The sequence below is a fragment of the uncultured Rhodoblastus sp. genome (assembly GCF_903903185.1).
Lineage (GTDB): Bacteria > Pseudomonadota > Alphaproteobacteria > Rhizobiales > Beijerinckiaceae > Rhodoblastus.
The window spans coordinates 1-20,871 of sequence record NZ_CAIUXT010000123.1; the positions used below are offsets into that span (position 1 = coordinate 1).

Annotated in this window: 27 protein-coding genes; 3 read left to right on the forward strand and 24 right to left on the reverse strand. The window is 61.5% G+C overall.

What is annotated here, in order from left to right; all coding sequences use genetic code 11:
• On the forward strand, positions 1-604 hold a 604-nt coding region (locus QZY01_RS11375), incomplete at its 5' end, for a PLP-dependent transferase (RefSeq protein ID WP_294537180.1).
• 64 nt (positions 605-668) lie between these two features.
• On the opposite strand, the gene QZY01_RS11380 is transcribed toward QZY01_RS11375, so the two are convergent.
• Genes QZY01_RS11380 through QZY01_RS11395 form a run of 4 tightly spaced genes read right to left on the reverse strand, consistent with a single transcriptional unit; the run spans position 669 to position 2,612 of the window.
• The gene (locus tag QZY01_RS11380; RefSeq protein WP_294537183.1) at positions 669-905 is read right to left on the reverse strand and encodes a thioredoxin family protein; all 237 of its coding nucleotides are present in this window, start codon (positions 903-905) and stop codon (positions 669-671) included.
• A gap of 15 nt (positions 906-920) precedes the next feature.
• Positions 921-1,976 carry a permease gene (locus QZY01_RS11385; protein WP_294537186.1) on the reverse strand — a complete coding sequence of 352 codons (1,056 nt, stop codon included), beginning with the start codon at positions 1,974-1,976 and terminating at the stop codon, positions 921-923.
• 2 nt (positions 1,977-1,978) lie between these two features.
• Positions 1,979-2,272, reverse strand: coding sequence for a metalloregulator ArsR/SmtB family transcription factor (locus tag QZY01_RS11390; RefSeq protein ID WP_294537191.1), 294 nt, complete (start codon positions 2,270-2,272; stop codon positions 1,979-1,981).
• 43 nt (positions 2,273-2,315) lie between these two features.
• Positions 2,316-2,612, reverse strand: a complete 297-nt coding sequence (locus QZY01_RS11395; protein ID WP_294537194.1) for a hypothetical protein — start codon at positions 2,610-2,612, stop codon at positions 2,316-2,318.
• 82 nt (positions 2,613-2,694) lie between these two features.
• Between QZY01_RS11395 and QZY01_RS11400 the strand changes: the two genes are divergently transcribed.
• Positions 2,695-3,246 (forward strand): YeeE/YedE thiosulfate transporter family protein, encoded by a 552-nt coding sequence (locus QZY01_RS11400; RefSeq protein ID WP_294537197.1) that lies wholly within the window; start codon positions 2,695-2,697, stop codon positions 3,244-3,246.
• A 10-nt stretch (positions 3,247-3,256) separates the two neighbouring features.
• Positions 3,257-3,790 carry a YeeE/YedE thiosulfate transporter family protein gene (locus tag QZY01_RS11405; RefSeq protein ID WP_294537200.1) on the forward strand — a complete coding sequence of 178 codons (534 nt, stop codon included), beginning with the start codon at positions 3,257-3,259 and terminating at the stop codon, positions 3,788-3,790.
• Positions 3,791-3,835: 45 nt separating this feature from the next.
• On the opposite strand, the gene QZY01_RS11410 is transcribed toward QZY01_RS11405, so the two are convergent.
• The 20 genes from QZY01_RS11410 to QZY01_RS11505 form a co-directional block, all read right to left on the reverse strand.
• Positions 3,836-4,843, reverse strand: coding sequence for an MBL fold metallo-hydrolase (locus QZY01_RS11410; protein ID WP_294537203.1), 1,008 nt, complete (start codon positions 4,841-4,843; stop codon positions 3,836-3,838).
• Between the two features lie 33 nt (positions 4,844-4,876).
• On the reverse strand, positions 4,877-5,188 hold the full coding sequence (locus tag QZY01_RS11415; protein ID WP_294537206.1) for a hypothetical protein: 312 nt from the start codon (positions 5,186-5,188) through the stop codon (positions 4,877-4,879).
• Positions 5,172-6,245, reverse strand: coding sequence for a YeeE/YedE family protein (locus QZY01_RS11420; protein ID WP_294537209.1), 1,074 nt, complete (start codon positions 6,243-6,245; stop codon positions 5,172-5,174). Before QZY01_RS11420 ends, QZY01_RS11415 begins: the two co-directional genes overlap by 17 nt.
• The gene (locus QZY01_RS11425) at positions 6,245-6,658 is read right to left on the reverse strand and encodes a DsrE family protein (RefSeq protein ID WP_294537212.1); all 414 of its coding nucleotides are present in this window, start codon (positions 6,656-6,658) and stop codon (positions 6,245-6,247) included. The genes QZY01_RS11420 and QZY01_RS11425 overlap by 1 nt, the downstream gene beginning before the upstream one ends.
• 188 nt (positions 6,659-6,846) lie before the next feature.
• Complete coding sequence (gene soxB, locus QZY01_RS11430; protein ID WP_294537215.1) at positions 6,847-8,568, reverse strand: thiosulfohydrolase SoxB; 1,722 nt, start codon at positions 8,566-8,568, stop codon at positions 6,847-6,849.
• A gap of 22 nt (positions 8,569-8,590) precedes the next feature.
• Entirely contained in the window at positions 8,591-9,256 is a 666-nt protein-coding gene (gene soxX, locus QZY01_RS11435) for a sulfur oxidation c-type cytochrome SoxX (protein WP_294537218.1), read from the reverse strand.
• A 10-nt stretch (positions 9,257-9,266) separates the two neighbouring features.
• Positions 9,267-10,076 carry a sulfur oxidation c-type cytochrome SoxA gene (soxA, locus tag QZY01_RS11440; protein ID WP_294537221.1) on the reverse strand — a complete coding sequence of 270 codons (810 nt, stop codon included), beginning with the start codon at positions 10,074-10,076 and terminating at the stop codon, positions 9,267-9,269.
• Between the two features lie 22 nt (positions 10,077-10,098).
• A complete protein-coding gene (gene soxZ / locus QZY01_RS11445) occupies positions 10,099-10,410 on the reverse strand; it encodes a thiosulfate oxidation carrier complex protein SoxZ (protein ID WP_294537223.1) in 312 nt (103 codons plus the stop codon).
• A 24-nt stretch (positions 10,411-10,434) separates the two neighbouring features.
• Positions 10,435-10,905 (reverse strand): thiosulfate oxidation carrier protein SoxY, encoded by a 471-nt coding sequence (gene soxY / locus QZY01_RS11450; protein WP_294537226.1) that lies wholly within the window; start codon positions 10,903-10,905, stop codon positions 10,435-10,437.
• A 23-nt stretch (positions 10,906-10,928) separates the two neighbouring features.
• A complete protein-coding gene (locus tag QZY01_RS11455) occupies positions 10,929-11,963 on the reverse strand; it encodes a c-type cytochrome (protein ID WP_294537228.1) in 1,035 nt (344 codons plus the stop codon).
• Entirely contained in the window at positions 11,947-13,338 is a 1,392-nt protein-coding gene (soxC, locus tag QZY01_RS11460) for a sulfite dehydrogenase (protein ID WP_294537230.1), read from the reverse strand. The genes QZY01_RS11455 and soxC overlap by 17 nt, the downstream gene beginning before the upstream one ends.
• 211 nt (positions 13,339-13,549) lie before the next feature.
• The gene (locus tag QZY01_RS11465) at positions 13,550-14,158 is read right to left on the reverse strand and encodes a response regulator (protein WP_294537233.1); all 609 of its coding nucleotides are present in this window, start codon (positions 14,156-14,158) and stop codon (positions 13,550-13,552) included.
• A complete protein-coding gene (locus QZY01_RS11470; protein WP_294537236.1) occupies positions 14,151-15,947 on the reverse strand; it encodes a PhnD/SsuA/transferrin family substrate-binding protein in 1,797 nt (598 codons plus the stop codon). Before QZY01_RS11470 ends, QZY01_RS11465 begins: the two co-directional genes overlap by 8 nt.
• Before the next feature lie 32 nt (positions 15,948-15,979).
• Positions 15,980-16,654, reverse strand: coding sequence for a DsbA family protein (locus QZY01_RS11475; protein WP_294537239.1), 675 nt, complete (start codon positions 16,652-16,654; stop codon positions 15,980-15,982).
• An 11-nt stretch (positions 16,655-16,665) separates the two neighbouring features.
• Positions 16,666-16,893 (reverse strand): hypothetical protein, encoded by a 228-nt coding sequence (locus QZY01_RS11480; protein ID WP_294537245.1) that lies wholly within the window; start codon positions 16,891-16,893, stop codon positions 16,666-16,668.
• A gap of 42 nt (positions 16,894-16,935) precedes the next feature.
• Positions 16,936-17,379, reverse strand: a complete 444-nt coding sequence (locus tag QZY01_RS11485; protein ID WP_294537248.1) for a copper chaperone PCu(A)C — start codon at positions 17,377-17,379, stop codon at positions 16,936-16,938.
• A gap of 2 nt (positions 17,380-17,381) precedes the next feature.
• Positions 17,382-17,975 (reverse strand): DUF3365 domain-containing protein, encoded by a 594-nt coding sequence (locus QZY01_RS11490; protein ID WP_294537262.1) that lies wholly within the window; start codon positions 17,973-17,975, stop codon positions 17,382-17,384.
• Between the two features lie 252 nt (positions 17,976-18,227).
• Positions 18,228-18,596 (reverse strand): cytochrome b5-like heme/steroid binding domain-containing protein, encoded by a 369-nt coding sequence (locus QZY01_RS11495; protein ID WP_294537265.1) that lies wholly within the window; start codon positions 18,594-18,596, stop codon positions 18,228-18,230.
• Positions 18,596-19,849, reverse strand: a complete 1,254-nt coding sequence (locus QZY01_RS11500; RefSeq protein WP_294537268.1) for a ferric reductase-like transmembrane domain-containing protein — start codon at positions 19,847-19,849, stop codon at positions 18,596-18,598. The genes QZY01_RS11495 and QZY01_RS11500 overlap by 1 nt, the downstream gene beginning before the upstream one ends.
• 18 nt (positions 19,850-19,867) lie before the next feature.
• A complete protein-coding gene (locus QZY01_RS11505) occupies positions 19,868-20,182 on the reverse strand; it encodes a hypothetical protein (RefSeq protein ID WP_294537271.1) in 315 nt (104 codons plus the stop codon).
• Positions 20,183-20,871 lie beyond the last annotated feature (689 nt).

A 20,871-nucleotide genomic window follows, 5' to 3' on the forward strand; every position in this document is an offset into this window, starting at 1 on the left:
CCCGCTCGGAGCCGATATCGTCGTCCACTCCGCCACCAAATATCTCGGCGGGCATGGCGATCTGTTGGCCGGCGCGATCGTCGCGCGAAAGGAATTGATCGAGCAGTTTCGCTTCGTTGGCGTCAAGGAATTAAACGGCGCCTGCATCTCGGCGTTTGATGCCTTCCTGGTGTTGCGTGGACTGAAAACCCTGTCGTTGCGAATGGATCGTCACTGCCAGACTGCGTTGCGATTGGCGCAGGAGATTGAAGGCCATCCCGCGATAGAGCGGGTCTTCTACCCCGGCCTCGACACCCATCCGCAGAAATCCCTCGCCAGTCGGCAGATGAAGGCCTTTGGCGGCATGATCGGCATCGAGTTGAAGGGCGGGCTTCCGGCTGGAAAAGCCTTCATGGACGCCCTCGACCTCGTGACTCGCGCCGTCAGCCTTGGCGATGCCGAGACGCTGGTTCAGCATCCCGCCAGCATGACGCATTCGACCTATTCCCCGGAACAACGCGCACTCCACGGCTTCACCGATGGCCTGATCCGGCTTTCGGTCGGACTGGAGGACTACGACGACCTGCGCGTCGATCTGATCCGTGCGCTCGACCAACAAATCTGAGTCCGCCTGGAGCAAAACCTGCCTGGATCAAGGTCGCTATGCGAGGACCTGTCGCACGGCTCCCTCAAGCTTCCAGCCACTTCGCTACGTCTTCTGCCTTGGGCAGTCCGCCCGCATGAACGACCTTGCCATCGATCACGACGCCGGGCGTCGAGACGATTCCAAATTTTGCGATCTCGGCGTAATCCGTCACCTTCTCGAACGTGACCTCGACGCCGAGCTTTTGTGCTTCCGAACGCACCAACTGTTCCGTCGCCTCACAGCGTTTGCAGCCGGGGCCGAGCACTTTTACGTCTTTCATGGAACGAGCCCTTTCTCAGGAGAATAACGCGTTGAACAGGTAGCCCACGGCGATGATGCCGAGCCCAACGATGCCGAAAAACACGATGATCAGTTTGGTCGTCAGCACCTTGCGCAGGATGATCATTTCGGGGAAGGACAACGCGATCACGCTCATCATGAACGCGAGCGCAGTGCCGAGGGGAACGCCCTTGCTCAGCAGTGCTTCAACCACCGGAATGATGCCCGCCGCATTGGAATACATCGGGATGCCGATCAGAACGACGGCAGGAACCGACCACCAGGCGCCCTTACCCATGATCGTTGCGAGAAGTTCGTTCGGCACGTATCCGTGGATGAAAGCGCCCGCGGCAATGCCGACGATGATCCATATCCAGACCCTGCCGACGATATCGCGCACGGCCTCTATTCCCGCCTTGATACGGTCCACGACCGAGATCGATTCGAGAGGTATCTCGACGGCGCCGGCGCGCACGTTGCGCACCCATTCCTCAAGCCAGCCTTCAAGATGCAGGCGACCGATCACCCAGCCGGAAACAATCGCGATTGCGAGTCCAAACGCCAGATAGGTCAACGCCACTTTCCATCCAACCAGAGCGAACAACAGCCCGAGCGCGACTTCGTTGACCATCGGCGCGGAAATCAGAAACGAGAACGTCACGCCCAGAGGCACGCCCGCCGAGACAAAGCCGACGAATAGCGGCACCGCCGAGCAGGAACAGAACGGCGTGAAGACCCCGAGCCCTGCCGCAGCGAAATTGCCGATCCCCTCGCGCCTCCCTGCGAGCAGCGCGCGGGTGCGCTCCGGCGAGAAAAAGCTGCGCACGACCCCCATGCCGAAGACGACGAGGGTCAGCAGCATCAACACCTTCGGGGCGTCATAGACGAAGAACCTGGCGGCTTCATCCAGATGGCTGCCAGGAATGACAGGCAGATGCGACGCGGCCCAATTGGAAAATTGCGGCAATCGCCAGTAGACGATGAACCACAACGCAATGAGGGCAACCGTAGCCCCGACCCATAAAGCCGGTGGCTCGCGTGGCGCGGACTGAAGATTGGATGGCGCGTTCATGCTCACGCGGCTTCCCTCTTGTGTCTAGACGCTGCAATCATGACCGCGTCGATGACTGCGGCTACGTCTGGCGGCATTTTCGGATTGCGGCGATATCTGACCCATTGCGCATCGCGCCGGTCGCTCACGAGACCAGCTGTTTTCAAGACGCCCATGTGGCGCGACATGCGGGACTGCGTTGCTCCGAGCTTGTCCATCAGTTCGCAAACACAATGCTCTCCGCCATCCCACAAGATGCGGAGAGCGGCGAGACGGGTAGGTTCGGCAAGCGCCGACAGGATGGCCAAGATGTTCATAAAATTAAAATACAGCTATACCCGCATATGCGCAATAGCGCATTTATTCCGTCGGGCCGACGCCCCGTTCGTAATAGGCCGAGGGCTTCATCCGGTCGTGGTTTTCGAATTCCATAAAGGCTTTAACGACGGAAGGCCGGTTGGGGCTGGCAATCAGGCGCATCCCGCGTCCGAGAATGAGCATCCGGTTGACGGCGTTGAAAGACTGGGGGCCGCCGGAGACCTTCATGACCGCCAGCTTCTTGCCTTGTGTCGGGCGGACGTCGCCGAGCGTCAGAGGATTCCGACCGATCTGCGACTTCACACGCCCGTCATGGCGCCATGGCTGCGCTATCGACAAACACGCTCCAGCGCGAACTTGCAAATATTCTAATTAACGATTATACGAATGAACGCATGATTAAAAACGTGGGAGGAAATCGATGACGGTCGCGATGTCTTCGTCAGTCGAGCCGAAAGTGGCGACGCCACGCCTAAACTTTTTGCCTTATGGCGTGGGCGCCGGAATCGGCGTGTTGAGCTGGATCGCCTTCGGCGTCGCCAAGGATCCGCTTGGCGTTACAACGGCCTATTCTCGCCTTGCCTCGCTTTTCGCCATTCCCTTCATCGGCGCCGATGGCGTCGCCGCCAATGCCTATTGGAAGGCCATGCCGCTCAGCCTCGATTATGGCGTGCTGTTCCTGATCGGCCTGTTCGTCGGCTCCCTGGCCTCGGTCCTGCTCGCGGGAAGCTTCCGCATCGAGATGGTGCCTTCGGTCTGGCGCGAGCGCTTCGGCGGCTCGGTGCTCGGGCGTTTTGTCGCCGCCTTCTTCGGCGGCGCCATCATCATGTATGGCGCGCGTCTCGCCGGCGGCTGCACCAGCGGCCATGGCATTTCCGGCGGATTGCAACTCGCCGTGTCGAGCTGGCTTTTCCTCGGCGTGATGTTCGCTACCGGGTTGATCCTTTCCAAACTGATGTTTCGCGGAAAGTGAGGAGAAAACCATGACCGCCGTACTCCTGCCCCTCGCCATTGGCTTCGCTTTCGGCTTCCTGCTCAATCGCGGTAAGGTGACCGATTGCAACGTGATCGAGAACCAGTTCCGCCTGCGCGATTTCACCGTGCTCAAAGTGATGATGACCGCCATCGTCGTCGGCGGCATTGGTGTGCTCGTCATGGTCGACGCCGGCGCCGCCAAATATTATATCAAAGACGCCAATCTGTTCGGCGTCGCGCTCGGCGCGGCCTTATTCGGCATCGGAATGGTGGTTTACGGCTATTGCCCCGGCACGGCCATTGGCGCCATCGCCACCGGCAGCGTTCATGCGCTGGTCGGCGCTTTCGGCATGATCGCCGGCGCCATTCTCTATGCGCTGAGCTTCGATTGGCTGAAAGCCCATATTCTCCCGGTCGGCGCCTTTGGCAAGATCCGCCTGCCGGATATCACGGGAATAGCGGACCCCTATTGGTTCGTTGCGCTTGCGCTTGGCGCGCTGGCCTTTTTCGTCTGGCTGGAACGCCGCGGCGCCAACGCCTGAACCGCACAGCCCCTGACGGCTGGGCCGTAAGGGGCTTTTTCCGTTTCAGAATTGCGCCTGTTCCGCCTCAAGATAGGCGAGGCTGACATATTTGCCGATATTGCGCTCCCATCCGCGCGTTTCCTGCGCACGCGAGGACACGCCCGGGTCTTTCATCACAAAGGCCATCGCGCCTTCCAGGGGAACGCCCTGTTTCACCGCCTCGGCGCACGAGCGATAGATCCCCTCGAACAACTCCCGCTGCCAGCGCTCCACCCCGGCGCCGGGCGAGCCGTGGGCCGGCAGCCAGATTTTCGTTTTCGTGTGGGCGGCCAGCGCGTCCAGCGTGGCGAACGTGCCCAGATAGGAACCGTCGTCCATATTGGCGATGCGCCTGTCCATCACCACGTCGCCGGCGCAGAGCACGCCATCCTCAACCACTTCCACCAGAATGTCGGCGGGCGTATGCGCCACGCAATAATGATGACAGCGCAGGGTCACATCGCCGAGATCGAGCGTGAAGCCGTGGTCGATGTCTCGATTGGGCGCGGCAATGCGCGTGCCCGCCGAGGCCTGATCGGTCCATTTCAACATGGAGTCGCGCCAGAAGGGGCCAACCGCCCCGTCGATGGCGCGGCGGGTTCCGGGATGGGCGTAGAGCGGCAAATCCTTGCCAAAAGCCTCGACGAAACCGTGATTCCCCAGCCAGTGATCGCCGTGATAATGGGTGTTGACGACGCCGATGACTGGCGCGTGCGTGAAGGCCCGCAATTGACGGATCGCCATTTCCGCGATCTGCAACGAGGCGCCGCTGTCGATGACGATGACGCCTTCGTGGCCGGCCACAAAGGTCACATTCGACATGAAGCCCTGATTTTCCGGCGTAGGAAAACCATCTGGCGCCTGAATCATGAATACATGCGGGCCGATCGGTTTCAGCGGCTGGTCTTTGACCGGCGGCCCCCTAGTCGAATTTTCCGGGTCCTCCATCGCGGCGGCGAAGGCGTCGCAGCCGCAGCCGCACAGCAGCGAGGTTGCGGCGGCGGCGCGGAAGAAGGCGTCCCGTCTCGTCATGCGCCGTTTCATGCGCCCCTTCCCCGGAAAGACCTATTTCAGCTTATAATAATCAACATCGAGCGCCGCGGCCACCGCGTCGATTTCTTCGGGAAAAATCATCGAACCCAGCCGCGACACGCAATGCTCCACCTGCCGATGCAGCGCGGCGCGATCGTTCACTTTGCGATTGGCGCGGGTGTAGAGGCCAAGCGGATCATTGTCCTCTGCATGGCTCTGATGGCAGGCGCCATTGCATTGATTATCGGCGAGCACGCGGCGTCCCAGCGCCAGGATTCCATCGGTCTCCCCGCGCGCCGCGCCGGCGGAAAGCAGCATCGCCAACAGACTAATTCGCAGCCACATGGCCGAGCCCCCAGAATTTTTTCTGATCGACCAACCGGTCGGTAAAGACCGCGCCGATCCACATCGACCACAGCACGATCCAGGCGGTCGAAGCGAACACCGAGGCGCCGGAAACGCCGGCGCCGACCGCGCAGCCGCCAGCCAGCACGCCGCCAAAGCCCATCAGACAGCCGCCGGCGATATAACGCCTCATGCCGGCGCCATCCTTGAATCCTTCGAGCTTGAGATCGCCCCCCGCTGCCGCGGCGAGAAAGGCCCCGACAAACACGCCCGGGATCAGGCCGAGATCGAAAGTGACTTTCACCCCCGGCGGCGAAAGCACATACATCAGCACATCGGCGGACGGCGAAGTGAAACTGAGCGCATGGACCGGCGCCAGTTCAAACGAACTCAACGACATGGCGTAGTTGAATGCCCAGGCGGCCGCCACGGTCAGGCCGACGCCCGCGCCCGTGAGCCAATAGACCAGACGGAGCTTGCGCCGCCGCGCGATAACCATGCCCATCGCCAGCCAGCAGCAGCCAAACAGCAGCGCGCCTCCGTGGCCAAGGCCGGTCAGGGCCAGCAGGTCGCGCGAGCCGCCGTCCACCGTCCACCAGCCGTTGATGGCGCTGCGCAGCGGAGATAGCGCGCCATCGCGCGACATTTGAGCCACGACGGCAAAGACCAGTCCCGACAGTAGGGCGCGCAGATTGCCGGTGGCGGAGAGCACCAGCATCCGGCTGGCGCAGGCGCGGGTGAAAGTCATGCCGCAGCCGAACATCAGCCCGCCCAGCACGGCGCCCGACAAGCTGCCGCGATTGTTGAGCTGGCGCACCGTGCCGGTCTCGAACAGGCCAAGGAGGATCAGCGCTTGGGTGGCGATCAGCGCCGTGGAAAAGGTGAACAGCCAGATGGCGAGCTTTTCGCCGAACTCGCCGTGGGCGACCTCCAGCGTCGCCGTGCGCAGGCAGAACCGCGACCTTTGCGCCAGCGCTCCGAACAACAGGCCGATCAGTGCGCCGCCGAGAGCAAACGCATATTGGTCGCCGACGAGATCGATGAGACGATCGAGCATCAGGGTTTGATATAAGCGTAGTGGTCGCGGAATTGGAGTTGGGCGATGCGGGCGACGCCGGAAGGCGTGAAGTCCGCTTCCATCACGAATTTCTCTTTCGTCAGATTGCGCCTTTTCATGGTGATCTGACAGACTTCGAAGGTCACGCCGCGCGTCTTGAGATCGGCGATGAGGGGTCCATATTCGACGCCGGTTTTCGGATCGCGGGCGCCTTCGAACAGAAAATCGACGCCATCGCCATGGGCGACGACGACGATCTTCACATCCGGCGCGGCATCGACGTGATTGCGGATGTTGCGCAGACCTTTCAGCGCCTGCTCGGCATAATCGTCGATGTGATAGACGACTCGATCTTCAGCCAGGGCCGGCGCGGCGCCGAACAGCAAGAAAAGCAGGATCAGGATTTGGCGCATTGTTTTCGCCTCGCTGGTTTCAGCCTTTTATACCAAGTCTCCTTAATCGCGACTCATCGCGATTAAGGAGGTCCCTCGCGTAAGCCGGAAGGGCGTCTTTAGACGACCGTCTATCGACGGGCTTTTGGTCGCATTCGCTCCTAACCCCGACTCGGAAGTCACGACTTCCGAGTCGGGGTATTAGGCGATCAGAGGATCATGCCTCGATTGCCATCGACATTCTTCAACGTCGGCAGGTCGAGTTTCGGTGGAGCGATGGTTTTCCTCGCGCGCAAGTGACGCTCCACGAGTTCCCAGATCGGTTCGCCGCCGGCCTCTCGGGCGGCTTCCGCCACGGGCGCCCAGCCGGCGACCTTGTAGTTCTTGCCGGCGTCGATCGGCTTGCCATCAAGGCTCATGTCGCCGATGCGCCTGCCCATGGCCTCCGTGGGGTCGCAGGAATAGGCCATGCCGCCGACGCGCACCATATCGCCACCTTGCTGGTAATAGGGATCGGCGTTGAAAAGGTTGTCGCAAACGTCCTCAAGGATCTGCTTGATCTGCGCGCCGCTCATGTTTGTCATTGTCACGTAGGGATAGGTGATCGCTGTCTGGTCGAGCAAATTCTCCCTGGTGACGGCTTCGCCCGGCAGTACGGTCGTGCCCCAGCGGAATCCTGGAGACAAGGCGATTTCCGCGTCTTTTTCGGCGCGCAGAGCATCGAGGATCAACTGGTCGAAACTGCCGTTGAAATTGCCGCGGCGATAGAGCAGGCCCTCGCTGATCGCCAGTTTTTCATTGAGCTTGCTCTCAAAGGGCGCGCGGCTCCTCGCGATCAGCGCGTCCATTTCCGCATCCGCCGGCAACAGATTGGCGAAGACCGGCAGCAGGCGATAGCGGAAATCGGCGACCCTGCCCGCCTTGACCTCGAAATCGAGCACGCCAAGGAATTTTCCGTTGGAGCCGGCATTGGTGACCAGCGTCTTGCCGCCGGGATTTTCGACAACGGCCGGCGCCGGCATGCCGTCATGGGTGTGGCCGCCGAGAATGGCGTCGACGCCGCGCACCCGCGACGCCATTTTCAGATCGACATCCATGCCATTATGCGACAGCACGACGACCACCTGCGCGCCCTCCGCGCGGGCGGCGTCCACCGTTTTTTGCATGTTGTCTTCCTGGATGCCGAAGGTCCAGTCGGCGACCATGTAGCGGGGATTGGCGATGGGCGTATAGGGAAAAGCCTGGCCGATCACCGCGACCTTGACGCCATTGACGCCGCGCAGAGTATAGGGCTTGAACACCGCGTCGCCGAAATCCACGGTCTTGATGTTCTGCGCGACGATTTCAATGTGGCCAGCAAAATCCTTTTCCGCGACTTCCTTGACGCGGTCCTGGCCGTAGGTGCATTCCCAATGCAGGGTCATGATATCGACGCCCAGCAATTTGGCGGCGTCGACCATGTCCTGACCGTTGGTCCATAGCGCGGCGCCGGAACCCTGCCAGGTGTCGCCGCCGTCAAGCAGCAGCGCGCCGGGGCGCGTCGCGCGCAAACGCTTCACCAGCGTAGCGAGATGGGCGAAGCCGCCGACTTTGCCATAAACCGGCGCGTAACGCTCGAAATCGAGACAGGTGAAGGCGTAGGCCAGCGGCGATTTCGCCGCTATGCCGAATTGCTTGAGAAAGGCGTCGCCCACCAGATGCGGCGCGCGTCCGGACATGCCGCCAATACCGAGGTTGACGCTGGGCTCGCGGAAATAGATCGGCCGCAACTGGGCGTGGCAATCGGTGATATGCAGCAATGAGACATTGCCGAAGGCCGGAGCGTCATAGACCGCCTCGGCGGATTGTTCGGCGAGCGCCGGCTTGAGCGACAGCGTCAATCCCGCCGCGCTGGCGGTGGAAAGCACATGCAGGAATTCGCGGCGGTTCATGGCGCGTCCAGTCTCGGGCGGTTTATTGATTGACGGGCGATTGCGGGTCGAGCAGGAGGGCCATCAGATCGCGGATCTGGTCCTCGGTGAGGACGCCCATATGGCCGCCGCGCGGCATGTTCGAGCAGGCGTTATAGGCCTTGGCGTTGTAAATCTTGCCCCAGGTGTAGCGTAGCGTCTCCTCGGAACCGCCGCGAGTCTTGCCGTAGTTGTCGAGGCTCGGACCGATGGTGCCATAGGCGATCTCCCGCCTGGAAATCTGGTGGCAATTATAGCAATTTCCGCCATTGACCGCGCCGGCCTTGTCGGTGGAAGTCAGGCCGCGGCCGTTCTGCGCTATGGCCTCGCCCTTAGTCCAGTCGCCCAGCCATTTGCCATCGGCCGGCCATTTGATCGAGGCGAGATTCTCCGCCTCGATCCTGGCGCGCAGAGCGGCGCTGTCCTTGTCGGCGCCGCTCGCCCGCGCCGGATCGGAACAGAAGGCCTGCGTCGCGTCCTGATCGAGCCGCGCCATCGTGGCGATGCCCTTGTCATGGAAACTGCCCTTGAGCATGGCGTGAAAAGTCGCGTCGTCGGCCCCCGCGCCCCAGTCGGTCTTGCCGGGCGAACCGGCGAAGGCCGGCGCGGCGTAAAGAAGCGCAAGTGCGAAGGTTGGAAGCGCGAGCGCGAAGGTTGAAAGGGATTTCAAGCGCATCGCGTCACCTCTTGATGCCGGGGGTATCGACGGTCGCGCCATTGGCGGTGGCGGCCATGAACATGGAAAGGGCGATGGTCACATCGGAGCCGTAAACGGGTTCGGGAAACCGCTGCTGTCGGAAGCAATCGGCGAGACGCCATTGCATGCCCCACATTTGCCCGGAGGAAACGCGATAGGCGGGCCAACTGGTCCAGGCCCCGCCGGCGCCCTTGGGCGACGGCAGATAGGGCAGTTCCTGCAAGCGGATGCGCGCGCCCTGCTGGCCGTGGCAGGTGGCGCAGGAGAAATCATGCGGGCCGCCCTGATAATAGAATATGCGCTTGCCCAGGTCGAACATCGCCCGTTCCCTGGGCCGGGCGAGGCTGACCTTGACCGGCATGTTTTTGGACTCGCCGGAAACATAGGTCGCCAGCGCATTCAGCTCGTCCTTTTCCGGCGAGCCGAAAGGCGCTTTGACCAGGGAGGAACTGTCGATGCCCTGAAGTTTTTCCTTGCAGGTCAGCAAACGGGACTCCGTGTCCTGCACCCGGTCGGTATCCTTGAAATAGCGCGGCAATTGCGCGAAGGCGCCCTTGACGACGCCGGCGCCGAGACCGAGGTCGCATTGTTCCAGCGAAGCGTTTTTCGGCCCGGCCGGTTTCTTCCACAATTCCTCGCCCTGGGCCTCGAAAAGCTCGGCGGGATTGCCGTCGCGCAAGGCCTCGCGATATTGCTCTATGCTCTCGATCGACTTGTCGTTTTCGGCCCGGGCCACGACCGTCAGCGTCGCCAGAACGGCGGCGGCGAGACCTATGACGATGCTGCTGTTCATGGCGTCCTCCCCGAACCGGCGTTCAGCTCACCGTGACTTCGTCGGCGCGCGTATCGCCCTTGCTGTCGGTCCACGAGACCGAAACCTTGTCGCCCGGCGCGCCGCCCTTGATCTTGAACGCCAGATAGGGATTCTTCGACACGGAAGGCCCCCATTGCGCCTCCATCGCCACCTTGCCGTTGAGCTTGGCGACGACTTCGTTGATGTACCAGGCGGGGATTGGCGCACCGGACGCGTCCTTGCGGAAACCGGTCTCCATCTCGTGGTTCATCAGCACCTTGACTTCGGTGACGCCGTCCTTGCTGGCGGCGCGGATTTTCATCGGATTACCCATGGTCTCTCTCCCTCTATGGCCAATTCAGCCGCCGCAACCGCCGAGCGTGACCTTGATTTCCTTGGTCGCGGTGTAGAATTTGCCGTCGGCTTTCACCAATGCGATGACATTGGAGGTCTGGCCCATTTTAATGCGGGCGGTGACATCCGCGACCGTATCCGGACCAAGATCGAACAGCGCGGCGAGCATGTTGGGATTCTTTTCCACCAGGAAGGAAATCTGCGTGGTGTTGGGGATCTTGCTCACCGCTTGCAACGGCACCACGGCGCCATTCTCGGCGATATCGGAGGCGAGCAATTGCACGTCGGCGCTTTCCTTCGGCGCGTCGACGCCCATCGCCTGATAGGCGTCGGCAAGCGTCTTGCTGTCGAAAGCCGCCTTGTTCCAGGCCGCCAGCGCCAGACGCGGCAGCAGAGTGAAGGTCGAGGCGACGAGACTGAGCAGCCCAGCCTTGCGGATGAATCCGCGGCGGTCGGTCCAACTATGTTCGATCATTTTTTTCTCCCTGCGAAATTTGGTCATTTCTCGGCGGCCCCGGCGAGCACCCAGGCCACGACGGCCTGGAGATCCGCATCCTTGATGTCCTCTTGCGCGGGCATGGCGACGTCGCCCCACACGCCCGCGCCGCCGCCGCGTATTTTTGCGACGAGCCTGGCGCTGGCGTTCTCGCCCTTATATTTGGCGGCGACCTCGGCATAGGCGGGGCCAACCCCTTTGGCGTTAATGGCGTGGCAGCCAAGGCAGCCGGCGGTCTCAGCAATTTTCAGCGGCGTCGGTTTCTCCGCGACCGGCGCCGATTCCGCCGTCTTGCGCCCGCGCACCTCGCCGAAGGAACGGTTTTGCTCGGCAAGGTTGCCATGCGAACTCAGGGCGTAATCCGGTAAGGATGAAACCAGTTCCGGCGCGGCCTTGCATTTGCTCATGCAGGCCGTATTGGCCGTGTCGGGCTTGACCGGCTTGCCCGAAAAAACCGGGCTCGGCCACATGGAATGCTCATAGGTCATCCCGTTGCGATTGGGCATGATCTTCTGCACATCGCGGATCGTCCGGTCGTTGAGCACGAAATCATCCGTCACAATGTCGGAAAGATTGAGGAGATAGGCCAGAACTGCATAGACCTGATCGTTGTTCAGCGATTTCGGCGCATTCCACGGCATGGCGCGGCGGATGTAATCGAACAGCGTCGAGACCGTCGCCACTTTCATGAAAGTCGTGCGCGCCGGGAAATCCTTGCGCAGCAAAGCGGCGACATGGCCCGTCACGAGATCGCCCTTTTCGACGCCGCCTACCAGCGGCGAAAACACCTTGTTGCTCTCGCCGAAGGAGCCGTGACACACGGCGCATTTTTCTTCGAACACGGCCTGGCCCTGTTCGACGCTGCCGGAGCCTTGCGGCAGGCCAGCGAAATCCGGGCCCACGTCAATGTCCCAGGCCTTGATTTCGGCAGGCGTGGCCGGGCGGCCAACGGCGGCGAAATCATCCAGCGCGAAAGCGGCGGGCATGGAGGCGCCCAGCAACAAAGCCAGGGCGAGCGATTTAAAGAATCTGGACATTGCCCACCTCGCCGCTTTCCGAGACCTTCCAGCTCTGGATGGCGTTATTGTGATAGATGGAACGCACGCCCCGCACGTCGCGCAGCTGACGATATCCCGGCTGAACGAATCCGGTTTCATCCATGGCGCGGGATTGCAGCAAAGCCGGACCGCCATCCCAAATCCAGCCGACATTAAAGCGCGTCAGGCACTTTGGCAGCACCGGGGTCTGCAATTGCGCTCCGACCCAGTTGACGCCGCCATCGAAGGAGACATCGACGCGCGAGATCTTGCCGCGTCCCGACCAGGCGAGACCCGTGACATTGTAGGACCCCTTGTCCAGCAGTGTCTGGCCGCCCGAGGGGCTGGTGATGACCGATTTGCATTCCTGAATCGACGTATATTGGCGATGCTGGCCGTCGGGCATCAGATCCATGTAATGCACTGCCTCGTCCTTGGTCGCCCAAGGCTGATCGCCGACCTTGATGCGGCGCAGCCACTTGACCCAGGACACGCCCTGCACGCCAGGAACCACCAGGCGCAGCGGATAGCCGTTCTCCGGCCGCAGCATTTCGCCATTCTGGCCATAGGCGACGATCGCTTCGCCGGACGTCACCAGTTCGATTGGAATGGTGCGGGTCATGGAGGAACCGTCCGCCCCTTCGGCAAGCACGAATTTCGCCTTCTTCAGATCGACGCCGCAATCCTCCAGCAAGGTGCGCAGGGGCACTCCGGTGAATTCGCTGCAGGACAGCATCCCATGGGTATATTGCACCGTGGGCACCGCGACATTCCCCCATTCCATGCCGGTATTGGCGCCGCATTCGATGAAATGCATGCGCGACACCGAGGGTATGCGCATGAGATCGTCGAGCGTGTAGACCTTAGCCTTGCGAACGAATTCGTCGGATGAGCCATGCACCATCAGCCGGTGCTGAGATGGGTCGATCTCTTGCCAGCCCTGATGATGGCGCTCGAAATGAAGGCCCGAGGGCGTGATAATGCCGAACATGCCCTGCAAGGGCATGAAGGAGACCGAGGAGGCGGCGACCTGCGTCAGACCGGGGCTTTGCCGGCGCAGCATGGCTGTCTCATATTTCGATGGCATGCCATAGGGCGTCGCCGCCACCGGGCGTCCCAGCGATGTCGACCACGGCGGCAGCTTTAGAATGGCGTCTTCGCCGGCGGGTTTAGCTTCCTCGGCGACGGCGCGAGCCGAGCCGCCGAGTGCGGCCAGGGCGGCGACAAACGCGCCGCGCAACACATCGCGCCGGCCTCTGCCGACCTCCAGGATCATGCCGGCGTCGAGGAAGTTTTCCGGCGCCTTTCGGATACGCGCCTGCAAGGTGTCGAAGCGAGCCCGAGTCAGCGCGTCATCATCAAGGCCGATCGCCATCTTTACCCCCATGCCGCATGGCTTATGCGCAAACCGGGGGCGACGGCAGCAAACTGCGTCAACCTTTTTAGACCTCCCGGATGGTTCCAGGCTGTTTCAAACGCCCAGATTAAGCCGATGGTATCCGGTAACATGGGGTCTGCGCTATCCGGGACGAAGCCCTGCGCCTCTGGGCGGTTTCCCTCAGAAAGCAGATTTCATATTGTCCGGATCAATCCGGCTCGCAGGCCCAGCCAATCAATTGCGCCACGGAGGCCACATCGGCCTTGGCCATTATATTCTGGCGATGATTCTCCACCGTCTTGACCGAAATATCCAGTTCCAGCGCTATGGCTTTGCTGGTCTTGCCCGCGATCACCAGGCGCAGCACTTCGCGCTCGCGATTGGTAAGGCCACTCATTTTGCGCTCCTGCCGCCGCTGCCCGGCGCGGCGGCGCAGGTCGCCGCTGCTGGCGGCCAGCGCCTCTCCGATGCGGTCGAGCAACAGCTGATCGTCAAAAGGCTTTTCGAGAAAATCCACGGCGCCGAGGTGGATGGCGCGCACCGCCTTGGGAATGTCGCCATGACCGGAAATGAACACGATCCGCGCCACCGACCGCCGCTCGGACAAGGCGCGCTGCAATTCAAGCCCGCTCAGGCCCGGTAGTCGCACATCCAGCACCAGACAGGCCGGCCGGGTCTCGTCGAGCGCGTCGAGCAGTTCCTGAGCCGAGGCGCAGGCGCGGGCGCTATAACCGACGGAGGCGACGAGGAAGGCCACGGCGTCGCGCACCGCGGGATCGTCATCGACAATATAGACGATCGGCGAAAGCTCAGACACGCACATCCTCTTCGATGATCGGTAGATAGAACCGGAATGTCGCGCCCGGCGACGCCTGTTCGTCGGCGCCGAGCCGCCCGCCATGGGCTTCGACAATCGAGCGGCTAAGCGACAGGCCGAGGCCCAGCCCGCCGGACTTGCTGGTGAAAAAGGCCTCGAAAAGTCTATTCCGCGCCTCCTGCGTCAGGCCGGGACCATTGTCGCTGACAGCGGCCACGATAGTTGCGCCTTCCTGTGTCGCGGCGAAACGGATCTTGCCGTCGGCGCGCTCGCCAATGGCCTCCAGCGCATTCTGCAACAGGTTGAGGATCACCTCTTCCAGTTGCACGCGATCCGCGCGCACCAAGGGCAATTCCTCGGGAATATCGGCCTCGACGGCCAGATCGCGCGAGGCCGCCGTAGGCGCAAACAAAGCCAGAGCTTCACGGAAGACGGCCGCGGGTTCCATCGGCGCCTGACGCGCGGGATTTTTCTGAACGAAATCGCGCATGCGGCGCACAATGTCGCCAGCGCGCTCGGCCTGAATGGCGATGCGGCCAATGGCCTCGCGCAGGCCTTGCGGATCCGCGCCGTGCTCCAGCCGCCGCTCGCAGCCGCGCGCGTAAGTCAGAATAGCCGCCAGCGGCTGGTTGATCTCATGGGCGAGAGAACTGGCCATTTCGCCCATCAGCGACAGGCGCATCGCGTGCTCGAACTTCACATCCTTCAGCCGCGCCAACTCATAGGCTTCCGCCAGCTCGCGGGTCCGGCGGCGCACGAGTTGCGCGACGCGGATCACATAGGCCACCCACCATAGCGCCGCCATGCCGACGACCGCGGCCAGATAGCGGTAACGCCACAGCAGATCGGCGATGCCGAGCCGGGTAAAGGGCGCATAGGGGCCGACGTGCAAGCTGCGGTAAAGGTCCTGGACCGATAGATAATCATCCGGCTGGTTCCAGACCTTTTCCCCCGCGCCCGGCTGCATGGCGAGCAACACGCGCGCGACTTCATCGGCAAGAGGCTTTGGCGTCTGCGCCACTTTGACGAAAGCCCAGCCCGGATAAAGCCGGGTCGAGACCTGGCATTTGGCGCCATTGCCGGTCTTGCGTCCCAGAACGCGGAACTCCTGCGCGCCCGCGCGGCCCTCGGCGATCACCTTTTCCAGAAGACAGGAGCGAATGACGCCAGCGTCGGCCTGACCCGCCCGCACCATGGTCAGCACGCCATCTACGGGAAAGCCGGTAAAAACCGGGTTGACGTCCTTGAGCGGATCAAGGCCGCGTTCCAGCAACTCCCCGAAGGCGGCACGAAAGCCGAAGGCGTCGGGCGCCGCAGCCGCGATTTTCAGCCCGCGCAGGTCGGCCGGATGCTGTAGTTCGGCCCGGCGGTCTAGAACGACAATAGCGGCGCCAACCGATTCCGATGAGGAGAAGCCATCGAGATCCTGCTCGGTGGCCAGCGCCGAAGCGGAATAATCGACCTTCAATTCGAGGAAATGGCCGGGATTGGTGATGAGAAAGTCCAGCCGATGCGCGGCGACAGCGGCGGTGAGAAAAGCCTGACTGCCGGCGACCATGGTGAAACGATAGGCCGGCAGCGCGGCATTGAGTTGCGCCAGCGTCGGCTCCCAGGCGCTGGCGGCCTCATCCGGTCCGAGATAGGCGAGCACTCCGACCCGAACCTCGGTTTTTTGCTGGGCGCCGGCCAAGGACCCGGCCGCCAGGGCCAGCGCCGTCGCAAGTCCAAGGAGAGAGCCCGCCCGCCAAACCATGCCCCGACGATAGGCGCCAGAAGGCGCGTCGTCCACACCGAATTATTCCGACACTCGGATAGAATCCTTCATCGCGGCGGACATTGCAAGCCGCCGCAATTTTTCAGCGCGGCGATGAAATGCAACATAGGCTCGACGCCCGGCCAACCGGCAAGGGCAAAACCCTCCAGCACAAATGAGGGCGTCTGCGGCAGCGACAGATCGAACGCCCTTCGTCCATGGGCCGCGAGAATTTCAGCGACGCTTTCGCTTGCGGACGCCTGCTTCAGCCTTGCGCCGTCCAACCCCTGCTCGGCCCCAATCGCCAGCGCTTTCTCGACGCTGGCGGGACCCGGCGCCTGCAACAAGGCGCGATGCAGGCGCCAGGCCGAATCGCCGCCGGCAAGATTTTGCGCCGCCAGCGCCACTTTAGCGGTAGCGATCGACCCTGGCCCAAGTACGGGATGCTGCGCCAGACCCAACCGCAACTCCGGCGCGGAGGCGAGCAAGGCCTCGATCTCCGACGCGGCGCGGCGGCAGGGGCCGCAGGCGTAATCGAAAAACTCCACCAGAAGCGGCCGGCCTGCGCCGCCAGTTTCGATCAGCCCGGCAAGCCGGCCGGGCGCAAGAGCCGGGTCAATGGCGAAATTGCGCAGCGGCGTCCCGTCGGAGGCGTAAATGTCGAACAGGCGAGCCGCGCGCGCGGGCGCGACGAATAAACCCGCCACGGCGGCCAGAAACACCCGGCGCGAGGGGGGGATCATGCAGGAGGTTTTCATTCCGGGAAACGATCGGCGCCGGCATGCGGCCCTAAGCAAAGGCTCTCGCGTATCTCCACGTCAATCATGAACTTGCCTTCGAAGCCGGCGAATTTCAGCTCCCGCACATCGCACTTGCGGGCATTTCGCTCCTGGGACGGGCCGCCGGCGACATCGTCTTTGGCCAGAACCCCCAGCGCCCCTAAATGGTCGCTCGAAACCCCGGCTTGGCCATGAACCAGCATTCCTGGGCGTTCGCGGAAAGCGGCACACGCCAGTTGACGAAATCAACGTGTCGGAAGCTCTGTTTGTCCCGCCGCCTCGACCCGGAATTCGACCGGGATAGCACCAGCATTTTTGAACATCAATTCGCCGTCAATCCGATCGCCGGCGACCAGCGGCTTGCGCAAGTTGCGCAGGATGATGTGGTAGGAGCCGGGCGCGAAGACGATGGAGCTATGCGGGGGGATGTCGATGTTGAACAGCTTGCGCATATTGGGGACGTTTTGCAGGATGCGGATGCCGCTGATTTCGGCGCTTGACGCGGCCTCGGTGCTGACGCCGATGAGATGTTCGGTCTCGTCGGACTTGTTGAAAATGGTGACAAAGGCGCGACCTACCACGGCCTTTGGCGGCGAGGCTTGCGCCCAGGCGTGTTCGAGCCGGATTTCCGAGTTTGAGGGGCTGGGCAAAAGCAAGAGCGCGACCAGCGCCGCGTGGAACGCGCGCATGGTCAGCGCGCCCCGGCATCGATGATTTTTTTCAACGTGAAAACGCCGCGCATGTCGCCTTCCTTGAAGCCGGTCGCCTGGTCATCGGGATAGAGCGCGAGGATCTTCTGCTTGAGCCCCGGATCGACAGTTTCGCCATGGCAGGTCATGCACATTTCGCCAGTCGGGATCGCCTTGATGAAGCGGAATGTTTTGGCGCCGTCGCCTTCGACCACTTCAGCGCTGACGAGGTCGCCCACCTTCTCTCCCTTGGCGATTCGGGCGTCGAACGCTTCCATTATGTTGCGCTCGTAGGCGTCGGGGGCGGAGGCCGTGTTTCGCGGCTTGAGGCTGGTGCGCCCGACCGACCAGCCGCTGCCCTGGGAGACCTCAGCCGCGATCGCCGGCGCCTGCTTGTTGCAGACCTCCAGCGCGCCCTCAGGGCCCTGCGACTGCATAGCCGCGCCCAGCGCCGCCTTGAGCTTGCCGGCATAATCCTGGATCAGTTCGGCCGCTTTGCCCTTGAGTTCCGGTGAGCCCCGGTTTTCGGCGGAAGCTGGAGCGAGCAGCATCAGCATGATCGCCAGCGCCGCGAAAAAAACAGGTTTTGGCGACATCATCGCTTCCTTGTCATAAAATTTTTGACTTTAGATCGCGCAAAGGAGGGCTCCCGGCCAGCCTCGCTCTTGCGGCCGACAATTTATGTATGCGCCCCACTGATTACATTGACCTGAGTCAAAACCTACATTTCATATCTATGTTTTGGGAGTGTCGATCGAAGGCGTCAGCAATCTTAACCACGCGCCTTGCGGACATCCCCAAGGTCCCCGAAATGACTCGCGCAGCGCAGCCGGAACTCGCGAGGCACGCTATGGCGTCGTCTGTTTAAGGTCGCCGATGAAATAGCCTTCCAGCAACCGATCCGCCGCTTCGGAATGGCGGCGACCCTTGGTCTTGGTGTCATAGGCTTTTGACCCATCCTTGCCGCACCAGGCTTCGATCACTTCGGGCCGGGACGGATGATCGGGCAGATAGCCCGTCACGTCATAGACTTTGCCCTGAATGGTCATCCAGCAGTCACTGGGCGAAGCATGGGCTGCAACGTCGGTGAGGGAATAGCCCTTCTCCACGGGCACACTGGTTTCAGCGAGCGTCTTTGGCGCCGAAAGTCCGGCAAGCCACAGGCCGCTCACGAAAATCCAGAATGTAGCCGTCGCAACAATATAGATTTTTGGCATCACAGAGCCCCGAAATTTTCGAAATGCATCCAACGATTGGTAAGGCCTCGTCGACGAAGAAAGCCTGCAAGTAATTCAATCATCGGTGGTGGCCCGCAAAGCCAGAACTCCGCTTTGGCGACGTCCTCGCCTGGGGGAAGAACGCTCTCGGGATCGATCGGTTCGTCGCCCGTCGCCCTGAGCCGCAGAGCCAAATTAGGCAGGTTTGCGGCGATCGCGTTCAATTCGTCAACAAAGAGCGCGTCGCCTTCGGAGCGATAGAGATAGATCAGAGTGGTGGGTCGATCCAAACGACCGGCGCGCAGCAAAGCCAGAAAAGGCGTAATTCCGATGCCGCCGGCGATCCAATATTGCGGCGTTGAGGCCGGATTGCCTAGAAATTCGCCAAATGCACCTTGGACTCGCGCAGGAACGCCCGGTTCGATGGATTGAATATTGCGCGTGCAGTCGCCAAGCGCTTTTACCGCTACGCGTAAACCGGAAGCCCCGTCGATCGAACTCACCGTGAAAGGGTGAAACTCGCAACAGCCTTTAAACCGCCGGCCAGACTGAAAAGCCACAAGGACAAATTGGCCGGGCTTCGCCGCGAGCGGCTCGCCGAGAGGCGCGAGACTGATTTCGACGACGTTGGGGGAGACGCGCGAAATCGACTGGACGACATAGGGAGACGCGCCAACGCCCCAATCCTCTCGAATGAAGCGCCACGCGAGCAGCGCAAGGCTGGCGAGGAGAAGAGGTTCGACCGGTTCATCTATGCCCAACAGAAGGAGATGGATCAGCCCGACCGACGTAGCAATGCCCAACCCGGCATGGAGGGGACGGCGAATCCGATAGGGGAGACGAGTGGCAAAGGTCGCGCCAAGACCCGCCATCAGCAAAAGCAACGACAGCCATCCCATCCAGACCGGCCAACTCTCGGTGAAGGGCGACAAAAGCTCCCAGGCCTCCTGCGGAGCCTTTGGCAGCGAGGCGCCGGCAAGCAATAGCGGATGCGCCAGTAGAGCCACGTAAGCCGCTAGGCCGAGACGGTGATGCCACCAGTACATATTTTCCACGCCGCCAAGCAGGTTCGTCAAACGCGGCTCGCGCAGAGCTAAGAAGAGGCTGGCAAGTAGCATTCCGCAACCGACCCAACCCAGGATAATTCCGATTTGTCGAGCCGGCGCTGCACCCTCGGGATAAGCCCAGAGTACGAGGCCCGCCACAAAGGAAAGGCTCAAAATGGGCGCCGACAATTTGGCCAAGTTTTGCATCGCGGTCCGCCAGCGCGTTCAATTTCGATGATCGGGCGACGACAGCAACCGCAAGCAGACGTCTCGACCAGTTTCAGGCAATTTCAGTCCTCGTCCTTCGGCTCTTTCCTGCATCAGTCGGTGATGCGCGACTTGGTAGGCGTGGCAATCGTCGTAATCCTTGAAGGACCTGATCTTCGTCTGATGCTCGATCCTCTCCCCTGGCGACATCAGCATCCAGCCGCGCGTGTTTTCTTCATGGGCGCGCCAAGGCCCTTCAGCCTGAGCCTCGCCGTTTGCGCCCGAAAGAAACACAGAAGCAACTAGTCCTGCTATGATTGCTCGCAATTTCATCGTCATTTCCCTGTTTGCTCATAAAAAAAAGTAGCATCTGATCGTGGTGAACAGGTGACCAATAATGGCAACTTCAACTTCGCATTCGCTTTCGCAAGCACCCTTTTGCGTCACGCTACCGAGGGCAAGCGTTGCGAAGTCGTTGCTGCCATGCGAGTCCAAAACGATCAGATCGCAAGCGCTCGCGTCGGCGAGACACGAAGAATCTTTCGGCTTCGCGCAACACCAGAACGCCGCCGTCCGACAACAGGAGGCCTCCGTCGAATGCGGCCACAACGGATTTGCCGGAGAAAGGTGACAAGCCGGGCAATGGCAGCATAGCATCGTTCATCGCGGATGTGGCCTCTCGGAAACGGCGCGGATAGGAGTAGACAACCAAACCCCACGCCGTCTTAAATGCTTAAGGTACATCCACCAACCTGCCGTGAATTATCCGGGCTAACCATATCGTCAAGCCCCCCCTTTCCCATTGTTGCAGCCAGGAGAAATTTATGTTGAACAGGTTTGGAAATGTATTAAATTTTGTTGGGGTAATGAGCCTTTGGATATGCCTTGGAATGGCTATTGGATGGCCAATTAGACAATATATTTCTGGTAATATCGCCCCCGACATTACTCTTAAGGAATCGTTCGCGACAGTGATACTGGGCGTTGTAATTTTCGGCGCGGGTAGTTTCGCCGACTATGTC